Origin of the sequence: uncultured Tessaracoccus sp. (genome assembly GCF_947255005.1) — a bacterium.
GTDB lineage: Bacteria > Actinomycetota > Actinomycetes > Propionibacteriales > Propionibacteriaceae > Arachnia.
The window spans coordinates 1-13,434 of sequence record NZ_CAMYFI010000061.1 but is presented as its reverse complement, the minus strand read 5'-3'; the positions used below and the strand labels follow the sequence as shown (position 1 = coordinate 13,434).

Here is a 13,434-nt window from a genome sequence, read left to right as displayed (position 1 = left end):
GATTATCCAGGACGTCTCGTGGGCTCGGAGATGTGTATAAGAGACAGGGTGAGGGGTGGGGCGTCGGCGAGGCTCAGGCATGTGAAAAGCGTAGCGACATAAGATCGACTGGTGCCTACATACCGTGATGAAGCCGTCGTGCTGCGAACTCACCAGCTCGGTGAAGCCGACCGCATCATCACCCTGCTCACCCGGCAATACGGGAAAGTACGAGCGGTGGCGCGCGGCGTTCGTCGCAGTTCCTCGAAATTCGGAAGTCGACTCGAGCCGTTCAACCACGTGGACGTGCAGTTAGCTGAGGGGCGCGGCTCCCTCGACGTGGTCTCGCAGGTAGAAGCCATCCGCCCGAGCGAATTGGGTGCGGATTACCTGCGTTTCACGGCGGCGGAGGTGCTCGTCGAAACGGCGGATCGTTTAGTTGCCGAAGAGCGCAGCCCCGCGCGACAACAGTTTCTCCTGCTTGCCGGCGCCTTGTGGGCGCTGGAGAAGCGGTATCATCCGCCGGCGTTGATCGTTGACTCCTATCTGCTGCGCAGCTTGGCGCTGGCGGGGTACGGGATTGCAGTTGGGGAGTGCAGCGGCTGCGGCCAGCGCGAGGTGCACTGGTTCTCTCCGCGCTCCGGCGGGGCAACGTGCACCAACTGCAAGGAACCGGGATCGGCACGCCTCGACGACGACGCGCGCCGGCACATGGGGGCGCTGCTGGCGGGAGACTGGGAAACTACGAAGGCGACGAGCCAGCCGACGGCAAAGCACGTTGATTCACTCGTCGTGGCCTACGCCACCTGGCATCTCGACCGCGCGCTGCGGTCACTGCCGTTCTTCGAGCGCTGAGGAATCGTCAACGGGAGCAATCAGCGCACAGGCCGAAGAGTTCGACGTCGTGACCGGCGTCGGTGAAACCGTACTGCTGGGCTACGGAATGTGCCCATTCTTCGACGGGTTCGGCACCGATCTCGACGGTGTACCCGCACTGTCGGCACACCAAGTGATGGTGGTGGCCTGGAGAGCAGGCGCGGTATGTTGCCTCGCCTTCGGCGTTGCGCATCATGTCCAATTCGCCGCTCTCGACCATCGCCTGTAGAGCGCGATACACCGTCGCGAGCCCCACCTTGTCACCCATATTGCGTAATTCTTCGTGCACCTCTTGCGCAGTTTTGAAGTCTTCATTGGCGACGAGGTAGTCGCGCACCGCGGCTCGCTGCCAGGTGTTGCGCTTAGTGTTCATCGTAGTGGTCTCCGTGCTTCGCGTGGCGATGGCCGTCGTGCACGTAATCGTAGTGGTCGCCGTGCTGAATCACACGTGCCGGGTCGTGGTCGTGGTGTCCGTGGGGTTCTGCGGGTTCGTGGGCGTGCTGGCCGTGATCTTCGACGAACGGGACGAAGCGCCAAGGGCGGCGGAGGTAGCGCCCAAGTGGCCACGCCATGGCCATCAGCAGAATTGCGGTGACGACGATCGTTGCGCCTGGTGCGGTGTCGAGGTAGAACGAGCTGAAGACGCCGATGAGCGCGGAGAGCACACCGAATCCCATCGCGCCGAAGAATGTGGCGCGGAACCCGACGAAGCATTGCTGACTCGTTGCGACAGGGATGATCATGAGCGCTGAGATCAGCAGCAACCCCACCGTGCGCATCGACATAGTGATCGTCACAGCAGCGAGGACGACGATCAGCATGTTCAGCGCGCGTGTGCGCAAACCCAGCGTGCGGGCGTGGTTCTCATCGATGCTCACGGCGAACAGGCGTGGTGAGAGACCGATGGTGAACGCCAACACGATGACGGCGAGAATCACAATCACGGTGATGTCGGTGGAAGTGACGGAGGTGAGGGAGCCGAAGAGGAAGCTGCTGAGGCCAGCTGGTCCTTGTCCGGCTACACCCGCCATGAGCACGCCTGCGGCGAGGCCGCCGTAGAACAAGATGGCGAGCCCCAGGTCGCCCGAAGCACGACCACTTTGGCGGAGCAGCTCGACGCCAATCGCACCCGCAATTGCGGTGATGATGGCGACGGGGAGTGGAGCCTGCCCGGTCATGAGCGCGAAGCCGACGCCCATGATGGCGACGTGCCCGAGCCCGTCGCCCAGGAGGCTAAGACGCTTTTGCACAATGTACGTGCCCACGCTTGGGGCGAGCAGACCGCTGAGGAGAGCAGCGATCAGTGCGCGCTGGAAGAACGCAAGTGAGAGGACTGCGATCATGATTGCGCCTCCGCTGTGGGGCTCTCAAAGCCAAAGGGCGACGGTGCCTCGTCGCCGTCGTGCGATGAGTGGTGTGAATGTGGGGTGAGGTGGTCGTCGTGGGTGATGCGTCCGTCGCACAGTGTGATGCGACGGTCGATCTCCATGGAGCCGATCTCGTGCAATACGACGAGAAGGCCTTTGTCATTGGCGTGGACGAGTTCGCCGAGCAGCGTGGCCAGCCCGTGCTGGGAATGCAGGTCGACGCCAGCCATGGGTTCGTCCATCACGAATAGGTCAGGTTCGGTGCACAGTGCTCGGGCGATGAGTGCGCGCTGTTTCTGCCCTCCGGAGAGCGACGCGAAGGGCCAGTGGGCGCGGTCACGTAGGTTCACGACGTCGAGCGCATGGTCTATCGCGTTCTTGTCGGCCTTGCTGAGGGGGAAAAATGGGCGGCGGTGCGGTATGCGGCCGGCTGCGACGATCTCCCGCACAGTTGCCGTCGCAACTTGTATCGAGGAATGCTGCGGAACGTAGCCAATGCGCTCCCAGCTATCGAATTGCCGCAGCGGTGTGCCGAACAGTTCAACGGTGCCTTGTTGATGTGCCAAGAGCCCCATCACCGCGTTGATCAGGGTTGACTTGCCAGAACCGTTGCCGCCAAGGACCGCGACGGTTTCACCCCTGCCTACGCACACACTGACGTCGCGCAGGACAGGATTGCTGCCCCGCGCGACGTAGAGATTCTTGGCTTCTAGTAGTTGGTTACTTGCACCCATTCGCTTCCTTCAGCGCCTTCAAGTTGGCGCGCATGATGGAAGGGTAGTCGTCGCCGGGAGATTTTTCAGTGATGCCCTCGAGCGGATCAAGGACTGCAGTCTTGAGGCCGAGGTCTCCGGCGATGGCTTTGGAAACTGCCGGGCTGGTGAGTGTCTCGAAGAAGATCGTGGTAACGCCGTGCTCCTTCGCGAGCTCCTGCACCTTGGCGATACGAGCAGGAGAGGGCTCACCGTCTGGGTTGATGCCCGCAATGCCAATCTCAGTCATACCGTAGTTATGAGCGAGGTAGTTGAACGCGGTGTGCGAGGTGATGAACTCCTTGCGCTCGCACTTCGCGAGGCCAGTCTTGTACTCCTCGTCGATCTTCGACATTGATTCGCTGAACTTCTTCGCGTTGGCCTGGAGATCGTCCTTCATCTCGGGGTACTGCTTACCCAGTTGATTGGCCAGCGCTTGGCCAACCTTGGCCATCCGGTTCGGGTCGAGCCAGTAGTGCGGGTCGAAATCACCATGGTCGTGATCGTGGCCTTCGTGGTCGTCGTCGGCATCGTCACTATGGTCGTGGTCTTCTTGGCTTTCCTGGTCGTCGCCATGGTCATGTTCACCATCATGGTCGTGGTTGTGCTCGCCCTCTGACTCGTCTCCGTGATCGTGGTCGTCCGCATGATCATCGTCGTCTGCGTGATCATGCCCATGTCCGGCGCCCGTGGCAGGCAGCAGTTCGGCGAACTCAGCCGCATCGAGGACGTGCTTATTGCCGGATTGTTTCACTGCCTCATCCACAGCGGGCTGGAACTGTTTCAGGTACATGACGAGATCCGCATCTCCGACAGACGCCACCTGGGTGGGTTTCAACTCAAGGTCGTGGGCATCCTGGCCCGGCTGCGTCAGAGTGGTCACCGTCGCGTGGTCGCCGACGATCTGCTGAGCCGTGTACTCCAGCCCGTAGAATGCAACAACGACGTTTGGCTTGTCGATGTCTTTGCCGCCTTCGGTGGCGGACGGGGATGAGCAGGCCGCGAGGGTCATGGCAGCGGGTAGGAGTAGCAGTGCAGCAGACTTCTTCATGAAAATCATTATCGGTCAATGGGTGTCCCGTGACAAATCGCGCTGTCGATGCAGGTGGTGTTGAATGAGCGGCATGTACGCCATCATCCGTTTCGAGCACTGCGACGACGATCTCCTTGCGGCCTTGCATGACATCGCGGAGTTCTGGAGGGGGAGGCCAGGCAACGACGCGGCCGACGTTGTGCACAACGTCGATAAACCGGACCTTGTGGCGCTTGTCGCCAGGTGGAGCGACGTCGGCTCGTACCGCAGAGCCTTTGGCGGATACGACGCGAAAATGTTGCTCACTCCAGTCATGTTGCGCGCCGTCGACGAGCCCTCGGCGTACGTGGCGCTCGAGGAGTTGTAGCCGACCCCGCCTGTGCAAGGCATGGGTTACTTGCAAGCTTCTTGCGACCAGGTGTTGACACAGAGTGTCTGGTATGTACTATCCTGTACTTAATTCCGTAGTGAAATTAAGTACAGGATAGCGAAGAAGCTTAACCCATGGAATCTCTCATCTCGTTACACAGTGGCGGCGTAGGTATCTTGCTCAGCGCTGGCTCGGAGATCATGCCGAGCGTTGTGCACTGGGGGCAGGACATAGAACCACTTACGGCTGAGGAAGCTGTAACGCTACAGTGCACATCGACGTGGCCCGCAGTCAATAACACGTTCGACGGACCCCTGCAGCTGGGCATCATTCCTGAGGAGCGATGGGGGTGGAAGGGGCGTCCTGGGCTCGTGGGGCACCGCTTCGGTAAGGATTGGAGTCCGACGTGGCGCGTCAGCCAGGTGCTGCTTGACGGGAAGTCCGTCGAGGGATTCGTTTCTGCTGAAACCGGGGTCGTCGAATACCAGGCCGAAGCTCCCACCGCCGGTTTGGCGATGAGCATCTGGGTGGAGATGCTGCCCATGGGGCTCGTTCGTGCTCGCGCATCGCTGACCAACCTCGCTGACGACGCTTTCCAACTCGACGAGTTGACCATTCGCTTCCCCGTGCCAGCACAGGCGAGAGAACTCATGGATTTCGCTGGCCGCTGGGCTGTCGAACGCGCAATGCAGCGCCAATCATTCTCCGTCGGCTCATTCCGGCGTGAAAACCGTCATGGAAGGACCGGGGCCGACTCGAGTTACATTCTCAGTGCGGGGGAGCGGGGGTTCGGATACCAGCAAGGCGAGATTTGGGCCACGCATGTCGGATGGAGCGGAAACCACATTCAGCTTGCGGAGCGCGACCAACTCGGCGCACAGGTGATTGGTGGAGGAGAACTTCTGCTTGCTGGCGAGGGGCGTCTTACCCAAGGGGAAGGCTACGAGTCGCCTTGGGTCTACTTTAACTACGCGCACGGCCTGGACGCTCAAGCGGGCCGTTTCCACGAGTTTCTACGCTCGTTGCCTGTCCACCCTGCAACGGACCGGCCAGTGACGTTGAACGTGTGGGAGGCGGTCTACTTCGATCACGATCTCGAGCGGCTGACTGATTTGGCGCAGCGTGCAGCGCGGCTGGGCGTCGAACGATACGTCTTGGATGACGGCTGGTTCGGTGCTCGTCGAAACGACTTTGCGGGGCTTGGCGACTGGGTAGTGAGTGCTGATGTCTGGCCCGATGGGCTGCACCCACTCATCAACGAAGTCAAGCGCCTAGGCATGCAATTTGGACTCTGGTTCGAGCCAGAGATGGTCAACATGGATTCCGACTTGGCTCGTGCTCATCCTGAGTGGGTTTTGCAGCTGCCTGACAGAATGCCCGTTGAGGCTCGCCACCAGCAGGTGCTGAACCTCGGTATTCCTGAGGCCTACGACCACGTGCTCCAGCAGATGACTGCGCTCTTCGAGGAGTACGCCATCGACTACGTCAAGTGGGATCACAACCGGGATTTGATCGACGCAGGCACGATGCCCGAGGGGCGGGCCGGGGTTGCAGCCCAAACGCGCGCGTTCTACCGATTGCTCGACGAACTGCGATCGCGATTCCCGCACATTGAGTTCGAGTCGTGCAGCTCGGGTGGAGGACGCATTGATCTTGGCGTCCTGGAACGGGCTGAGCGCGTCTGGGTCTCCGACAATATAGATCCACAGGATCGTCAGCGAATGTTGTGGTGGACCGGTCAGCTGCTCCCTCTCGAGCTCATGGGAAGTCACGTCGCCTCTGGGCGCTCCCACGTGACAGGCAGATGGCATGATCTCAATTTCCGCGCCGCCACCGCAGTCTTCGGCCACTTCGGCATCGAGTGGGATCTTGCCCGCGCCACCGACGAAGAGCTGGAACAACTTGGCTGGTGGATCGAATGGTACAAACAGCACCGCACGACGCTACATACCGGCCGGGTAGTTCGGGTGGAGATGCCGGATGCAGGTGTCTACTTTAAAGGCGTCGTCAGCGCCGACCAGGCGATCTTCTCGCTGGCGCAGCTGGAAGGCACCAGCTGTGCGAATATTGGTCGGCTCAAGCTTCCTGGTCTTGAAGCGGAGGCCCGGTATCAGGTGCACGTGGTTGACCGTCAGCCACTGCGGGAAGCCAATGCGCAAACGCCGTGGATTACCGCTTCCGACGATGTGGTCTTAACCGGTGCCCAGCTTGCCGCAGTGGGTCTACAAGCACCCGTCTTACGTCCTTGTACCGCAATGCTCTTCGTGCTGGACAAGCTCCAGTAAGAGCCGCCACATAACCACATTCCTCATCAATGGAGATATGAATGTCAACGACTATTCCAGCAACCACTGCTGTGAGCAGAAACCGCCGAGGTCGTCTCGGCGACCTCAAGCTCGCACTACTCATGATTCTACCCGCATCCATTGGGTTGGTGCTCTTTTTGCTCTGGCCATTGGCTCGGGGAATTTGGTTGAGCTTCACTGATTTCAACCTTCTCACTGAGCCAAGTTTCGTCGGATTTAACAATTATATCCGCATGGCGAAGGACCCAATATTTTGGAATGCTGCTTGGGTGACCATCGAGTACGTCGTAATCAACATCGGTGTACAGACCATTGTCGCCTTGCTGATTGCGGTACTTATGCATCGGCTGACAAAATCGACGTTCATCCGTTCGATTGTGTTGACCCCGTACCTCGTCTCAAACGTCGTCGCCGCCTTGCTGTTCCTCTGGATTTTGGATACCCAGCTGGGTGTAGCGAACCAAATCATCTCTGCTATCGGTCTCAATCGAATCCCCTTTTTAGCTGATGAAGCGTATGTCATTCCCACTATTGCCTTAATTAATGTTTGGCGGCACATGGGATATACGGCACTGCTCATTTTCGCCGGGCTGCAGTCGATTCCAGAAAGTGTCTATGAAGCGGGACGAGTCGATGGCGCCTCTGAATGGAGTATGTTCAGGAAAATCACCATTCCGCTACTCCGCCCAATCCTGGCGTTGGTGCTCATCATGACTGTTATCGGATCGTTTCAGGTGTTCGATACGGTGGCGGTGACCACGTCGGGTGGCCCAGTCAACTCGTCGCGAGTTCTGCAACTCTACATTTACGATATGGCGTTCGGACGTTTCCAGTTCGGCTACGCGTCTGCACTTTCGGTGGCCTTGTTGGTCATCCTGCTCATCGTCTCCATTGTCCAGTACCGCCTGATGCGTGCTGGCGAGACTGACCTGAACTGAGGCCCATGATGTCCCTAGCTGCAGCAACAACTACTTCTGTTGTCGACGATGATACCCCCAAAGCTCCCACTCGCTCTCCGCGACGCTGGCCTGTGGGGAGAATCGTTGCTTGGACGGCGATGGTGCTGATCATCTTCGTCAGCCTGTTTCCTTTCTACTGGATGCTTCGAACTGCGCTTTCTTCAAACCACGCGCTGTACGCAGGCTCGACGAGTTGGCTACCTGTGGAGTTCAATACTGGCGGGTTTGCACGAGTGCTCGGATTGCAAAGCGCTGAAGAATCGCTGGCGCAAGGCGGTTCTGGCCAGCAGGTCCAGTTCTGGCGCTATCTCGTTAACAGTTTCCTCGTCGCCACGATGGTTACCATCGGTCAGGTGTTCTTCTCAGCTACGGCAGCGTACGCGTTCTCGAGGCTGCATTGGAAGGGAAGGAACTTGGTGTATGCCTTGTTCTTGGGTGGACTGATGGTTCCTACCATCTTCACGTTCCTGCCCAACTTCGTGCTGATTAAGGAACTCGGCCTTATCGATACTCTGCTGGGGATCTCCCTGCCGACCATGTTGATGGCGCCGTTTACCGTGTTCTTCCTTCGGCAGTTTTTCATGAACGTCCCCATCGAAGTTGAAGAGGCTGCGCTCATTGATGGCTCTAGCAAGCTGGGAAACTTCTTCCGCCTCATCATCCCCATGTCGTCAGCGCCCATCGCCACGGTGTCGCTGTTGACCTTCATCACGTCGTGGAATGACTACTTCTGGCCGCTCATGGTTTCCTATTCGGAGCGGTCCACAGTGCTGACCGTCGGGCTTGGTATCTTCCGAGCGCAGACCCCGCAGACTGGTCCAGACTGGTCTGGTCTGATGGCTGCGACACTCATCGCCGCGTTGCCGATGTTGGTGCTGTTCGCCTGCTTCGCCAAGCGCATTGTTAACTCCATCGGCTTCACCGGAATCAAGTGAGGAAACGTATCATGAAACAACGTCGCAACCTCATTCGCGCTGCCGCGACTGGCGCTATCACAACTCTGATTTTGGCTGCTGGCTGTTCTAGTCAACCCACCAAAGGCGCCGGTGATGGAACTATTGAGTACTGGCTGTGGGACTCGGCGCAACAACCAGGGTATCAGCGGTGCGCAGACCAATTCGAGCAGCAGAACCCCGATCTCAAAATACGGATCAAGCAGTTTAGCTGGGACGATTACTGGAGCAAACTCACCGCAGGGTTTGTTGCCGATCAAGCGCCGGATGTATTTACCAACCATCTCAAACAATTTCCTCAGTATGTTGACCTTGACGTCCTGCTTCCGCTTGATGAACTCGAGCCCACGAAGGGGATCAAAGATTCTGACTATGCGGGTGACTTAGCGGAACTCTGGAAAGGTCAGGATGGGCACCGCTATGGTGCTCCCAAAGACTGGGATACGGTGGGCTACTTCTATGACAAGAACGTCACGGATGCAGCTGGTATCACCGAAGAGCAACTACGTACTATGACCTGGAACCCAGACGATGGCGGAACGTTCGAGGAGATCATCGCTCATCTCACCGTTGATAAGAACGGGGTTCGCGGTGACGAACCGGGATTCGACAAGAATAATGTGCAGATCTTTGGTTTGGCATCCGAAGGGGCGGGGGGAGACACCTTCGGGCAGACACAGTGGTCGCTCTACACCGGATCATTGCCACATTGGGAACCGACAGATAAAAATCCTTGGGCAACGAAGTTCCGATTCGATGATCCTGAGTTTCAGAAAACCCTCAAGTGGTATTTTGGCTTGGCTGAAAAAGGCTATATGCCGAAGTACGATACCTTTGGCGGGCTGACTGGAAGTTACCAGCAGTGGGCGGCAGGTAGGGCAGTGCTTGCCCCCAATGGGTCTTGGATGATTTCCAGCTTCACGTCGCAAGCCAAGGCCGATCTCCATATCGCCCCCACTCCCATGGGTCCGTCAGGGAAACGTAGCTCAATGTTTAATGGGCTGGCGGATTCTGTTACCAGATTTACGGATAATCCTGAGGGTTCGGCGCGTTGGGTGGCGTATCTTTCTGGGGCAGAGTGCCAAAACATCGTTGCCGAGGCCGGAGTTGTTTTCCCCGCTAGAACCGAAGCAACTGAACGTTCGCTTGCTGTCCGCAAGGAGGCTGGCCTCGACGTCACCGCATTTACGACGCACGTCGATGAAGGCACTACTCAACTCATGCCTGTCACTCGCCAAGCGGCTGATATTAGTGCGCTAACCATCCCACAGATGGAAGCCATCTACACTGGGAAGGAGGACGCCTCCTCACTTACGGCGCTCAATGCCCAGTTAAATAGCCTGTTGGAGCTCACCGATTCATGACCCCTATCGCCCGTCGACAGATTCGGGAACTCGACGAGAGTTCGCGGCGTGTACTGCAATTGGTTCTCCAACAAGGTCCAGTTTCCCGCCGGGATCTCACACATCGCCTCTGCCTCAGTAAGCCGTCGCTGAGTCGTATTATCCGCCCACTCATTGCGGAGGGGTACCTCGCCGAGCTAGAGCCGGAGCAGGGTGAATTGGGTAGGCCTGCCCAGTCTCTGGTTGTGAATGATGCGTCCGCGTTCGTGCTGGGCGTCAAGGTCATCCCTGGGGAGCTTCACGCCGTCGTGACTGGAATTGGCGGGGATGTGCGAGCAACCGTGGTGCGCCCAGCGGATACTTCGTCGCCGCAGACCACAGTGAGTGCGCTCGAAGCTCTCGTGAGCGAGGTTCGCACTGCCGACGATATTTCCGCGGTAGGTGTAAGCCTCGGCGGTGCTGTTGATCCCTTTGGGACAGTGCGCGGGGCCGTGCTGCTGGGGTGGCACGAGTGCAACTTCTCCCACCAAGTGAGTGCTGCTACTGGGCTGCCTTGTACCACAGCGAACGACGTGGATGCATTGACGCTCGCGCAGCATTGGGTCGGGCTTGGTCGAGGTACGGAGAACTTCGCCGTCATTACGATCGGCTCCGGTATTGGTGCTGGGGCGGTTGTTGGAGGAAAGCTCGCCATCGGCCATCAAGGGTTCAACGGAATGATGGGTGATCTATGGTGCCGTGATGGACGGAATTTTCAGGACGTGCTGTCCACAGCTGGGATACTGCAACTCGCAAGCGCCGCCGTTGGTAGAAGCGTGAGTATCGAAGATCTTCGTATGGGGTCAGAACCACTCGCTGAGACTGCTTTGGCTGAGGCGGCAAGGGCGTTAGCTGATCTCGTTGTCGTCGCGCGCCACACGTGGAGCCCAGAGCGAATCCTGCTTTCTGGAGAGGGAATCTGGTTACTCGACCGGCACTGGAATGAGTTTCAGAGGAGCCTCGATTGGGTTGCTCAGCATGACGTGGATCCTCCTGAAATCTTGGTGAAACAGCTCGAGTTCACAGACTGGGCGCGAGGTGCTGCTGGGCTGGCAATTAGGCTGCTGCTTGAAGCCTGAGGCAGTCTTGGAGGGTCGCATTCTCGGAAGGATCCTATGTCTACGCCCTTGCATCTGCATGCGCCCAGCCGGCGCGACGCCGTCGTGGTGGAACTGCCGGTCGTACTGGCGCCGATGGCTGGCGTGACGAATGCGGCGTATCGGCAGCTCTGCCGCGAGCAGGGTGCAGGGCTGTATGTGTGCGAGATGATCACTTCCCGGGCGCTGGTGTGCGGTGATTCGAAGACCCGCACCATGCTTCAGTTTGACCCTGGCGAGAAGATTCGCTCGGTCCAACTCTACGGCGTAGACGCCGACGTGATGGCCGACGCCGCCCGCATCCTCGCTCGAGAATTCGACGTCAACCACATCGATCTCAACTTCGGGTGCCCCGTGCCGAAAGTGACCCGACGCGGTGGGGGCGGGGTGCTGCCTTACAAGCGAGATCGCCTGCGTGCCATCATCCGCTCCACCGTGCGCGCCGCTGATGAGTTTGGCATTCCGGTCACGATCAAGACCCGCATCGGCATCGACGACGATCACGAGACCTTCATGGACGCAGGCCGCATTGCCCAAGAGGAGGGCGCCGCAGCGATCGCGCTGCATGGGCGCACCGTCGCGCAGGCATACTCCGGGGAGGCCGACTGGACGCGTATCGCTGAGCTCAAGCAGGCCGTCGACATTCCGGTGCTTGGTAACGGGGACATCTGGGAGGCCGAAGATGCTCTGAAGATGATGGAGGAGACGGGGTGTGACGGCGTGGTGATCGGGCGAGGGTGCCTCGGACGCCCCTGGCTCTTTGGCGACCTCGCTGCCGCATTCCAGGGCAGCCCCAACCGCAAGCGCCCCACACTGGGCCAGGTGGGAGAGATGATTCTCCGTCACGCTGAACTGCTGCAGGGCTACTTCGGTGAACGCGGGCTCGTCGATTTGCGCAAGCACATGGCGTGGTACTTCAAGGGCTATCCGGTGGGGGAGCTCCGACGGGAGTTCGCGATGGTCTCGACGATGGGAGAACTCCAGCAACTCGTGGCGCGCCTCGATGCCGACGCGGAGTTTCCCGTCGCAGAGCTCGGCACGCCGCGAGGCAGGCAGGGGAGCCCCCGTGGCAAAGTGGTGTTGCCGCATGGATGGTACGACGACACCAGCGGCTGCGAGTTGAATCTCCAGGAAGCAGAACTCGACGTCAGCGGAGGGTGAGACAGTGAACGAGCCATTGCCGAGGGCCAAGCAGTGGGCCAACACCATGCGCGGGCATGGCGACGAGTTGGTCACGGCCCACGCGACGAGCCACGTCGGTCCTGCCGAGAACGTGCAGCGCGGGCGTGAGTTCCGCGAGGATGTGGAGCGGCAAACACTCGACGCCAATGCTACCTTCGCCACGGGGGCGGGCAGCCGAGCAACACCCGAGGAGCCCGACCCGTTCCGTACCTGCTTCGAGCGTGACCGTGACAGGATCGTGCACTCGACGGCCTTCCGCCGGCTCGCTGGGAAGACGCAGGTGGTGGTGTACCCGACGGATCACCAACGCACGCGACTCACACACGCGCTCGAGGTGGCGCAGTGTGCCGTCGCCATGGCGCGGGGCATCGGCGTCAATGTTGCGCTGGCTGACGCCATCGCGCTCGGGCACGACTGCGGCCACGGGCCCGGCGGGCACGCGAGCGAGGACGCATTCGATCTGTTCATCGAGGGTGGCTACGATCACGGCCCCTGGGGCGCGGATGTGATGCTGACGAGCCTGAATCTGTGCGAGGAGACTCTCGACGGGATCCGCAACCATTCCTGGTCGAGGCCAGCACCGTCGACCATCGAGGGCGAGCTGGTGAGCTGGGCCGACCGCATCGCGTACTGCTCGCACGACCTCGAAGACGCCATCCACGCTGGCATCGTCGATATCAATCAGCTCCCAGCTGTCGTCACCGAAGTGGCCGGGCGCAGCCGTCGAGAACAACTTGCCACCTTCATCAACGGTGTGATCGAAACGACGATGACTACCGGCCGCGTCGGGCTCGACCCGCTCAGAGCCGAAGCGCTCGCCGAACTGCGACGCTTCAACTACGAGCGCATCTACACCCGCCCCGAGTCCGTGGCGCAGTCGAAGACTGTGGTGGCGGTGTTGCGCGGATTGGTGGAGCACTACATGGAGCGGCCCGACGCGATGCCCGAGAGCCACCGCGTCGACGACCGGGTCCGTGGTGCCGTGACGTACGTGAGCGGCATGACCGATCGGTTCGCATTCGAGCAGGCGCAGCGTCTGCTTAGCTGGGACCCGAAGAAGCTGCCTCGCGGCATCGGGCGTGGCGCGTGAGTGGCGTCGCTCAGTTGGCGATGTGTCAAGGCGGCAAATAAGTAACGACCTCTGCAATGCTGCTGGTCTAAACGCTTGACAGCGCCAA

General features: G+C 59.7%; 13 protein-coding genes and 1 pseudogene. 10 read left to right on the top strand and 4 right to left on the bottom strand.

From position 1 onward, the window contains the following. Window positions 1-111: 111 nt before the first annotated feature. Window positions 112-834, top strand: a complete 723-nt coding sequence (gene recO, locus Q0X61_RS10765) for a DNA repair protein RecO (protein WP_297742532.1) — start codon at window positions 112-114, stop codon at window positions 832-834. Between the two features lie 7 nt (window positions 835-841). Here recO and Q0X61_RS10760 read toward each other — a convergent pair whose 3' ends face one another. The 4 genes from Q0X61_RS10760 to Q0X61_RS10745 are packed head-to-tail and all read right to left on the bottom strand — an operon-like array spanning window position 842 to window position 4,025. Further along, entirely contained in the window at window positions 842-1,228 is a 387-nt protein-coding gene (locus Q0X61_RS10760; RefSeq protein ID WP_297742531.1) for a Fur family transcriptional regulator, read from the bottom strand. Continuing rightward, on the bottom strand, window positions 1,218-2,198 hold the full coding sequence (locus tag Q0X61_RS10755) for a metal ABC transporter permease (protein WP_367270740.1): 981 nt from the start codon (window positions 2,196-2,198) through the stop codon (window positions 1,218-1,220). Before Q0X61_RS10755 ends, Q0X61_RS10760 begins: the two co-directional genes overlap by 11 nt. Further along, window positions 2,195-2,956, bottom strand: a complete 762-nt coding sequence (locus tag Q0X61_RS10750; RefSeq protein WP_297742530.1) for a metal ABC transporter ATP-binding protein — start codon at window positions 2,954-2,956, stop codon at window positions 2,195-2,197. Before Q0X61_RS10750 ends, Q0X61_RS10755 begins: the two co-directional genes overlap by 4 nt. Then, the gene (locus Q0X61_RS10745; RefSeq protein WP_297742529.1) at window positions 2,943-4,025 is read right to left on the bottom strand and encodes a metal ABC transporter substrate-binding protein; all 1,083 of its coding nucleotides are present in this window, start codon (window positions 4,023-4,025) and stop codon (window positions 2,943-2,945) included. Before Q0X61_RS10745 ends, Q0X61_RS10750 begins: the two co-directional genes overlap by 14 nt. A 64-nt stretch (window positions 4,026-4,089) precedes the next feature. Between Q0X61_RS10745 and Q0X61_RS10740 the strand changes: the two genes are divergently transcribed. The 9 genes and pseudogenes from Q0X61_RS10740 (at window position 4,090) to Q0X61_RS10705 (ending at window position 13,346) form a co-directional block, all read left to right on the top strand. Continuing rightward, window positions 4,090-4,374 carry an antibiotic biosynthesis monooxygenase gene (locus Q0X61_RS10740; protein ID WP_297742528.1) on the top strand — a complete coding sequence of 95 codons (285 nt, stop codon included), beginning with the start codon at window positions 4,090-4,092 and terminating at the stop codon, window positions 4,372-4,374. A 137-nt stretch (window positions 4,375-4,511) separates the two neighbouring features. Then, a complete protein-coding gene (locus tag Q0X61_RS10735; protein WP_297742527.1) occupies window positions 4,512-6,662 on the top strand; it encodes an alpha-galactosidase in 2,151 nt (716 codons plus the stop codon). Window positions 6,663-6,703: 41 nt separating this feature from the next. Beyond that, window positions 6,704-7,621, top strand: coding sequence for a carbohydrate ABC transporter permease (locus Q0X61_RS10730; protein WP_297742526.1), 918 nt, complete (start codon window positions 6,704-6,706; stop codon window positions 7,619-7,621). 119 nt (window positions 7,622-7,740) lie between these two features. After that, entirely contained in the window at window positions 7,741-8,577 is an 837-nt protein-coding gene (locus Q0X61_RS10725; RefSeq protein WP_297742525.1) for a carbohydrate ABC transporter permease, read from the top strand. An 11-nt stretch (window positions 8,578-8,588) separates the two neighbouring features. Beyond that, a complete protein-coding gene (locus tag Q0X61_RS10720) occupies window positions 8,589-9,959 on the top strand; it encodes an ABC transporter substrate-binding protein (RefSeq protein WP_297742524.1) in 1,371 nt (456 codons plus the stop codon). After that, window positions 9,956-10,117: pseudogene (locus Q0X61_RS13430) on the top strand (hypothetical protein); the annotation flags it as partial. The gene Q0X61_RS10720 and the pseudogene Q0X61_RS13430, both read left to right, overlap by 4 nt. A gap of 66 nt (window positions 10,118-10,183) precedes the next feature. Further along, window positions 10,184-11,056 carry an ROK family protein gene (locus tag Q0X61_RS10715; RefSeq protein WP_297742523.1) on the top strand — a complete coding sequence of 291 codons (873 nt, stop codon included), beginning with the start codon at window positions 10,184-10,186 and terminating at the stop codon, window positions 11,054-11,056. Window positions 11,057-11,092: 36 nt separating this feature from the next. Further along, the gene (gene dusB / locus Q0X61_RS10710) at window positions 11,093-12,235 is read left to right on the top strand and encodes a tRNA dihydrouridine synthase DusB (protein WP_297742522.1); all 1,143 of its coding nucleotides are present in this window, start codon (window positions 11,093-11,095) and stop codon (window positions 12,233-12,235) included. A gap of 4 nt (window positions 12,236-12,239) precedes the next feature. After that, entirely contained in the window at window positions 12,240-13,346 is a 1,107-nt protein-coding gene (locus tag Q0X61_RS10705) for an HD domain-containing protein (protein ID WP_297742521.1), read from the top strand. Window positions 13,347-13,434: the final 88 nt, after the last annotated feature.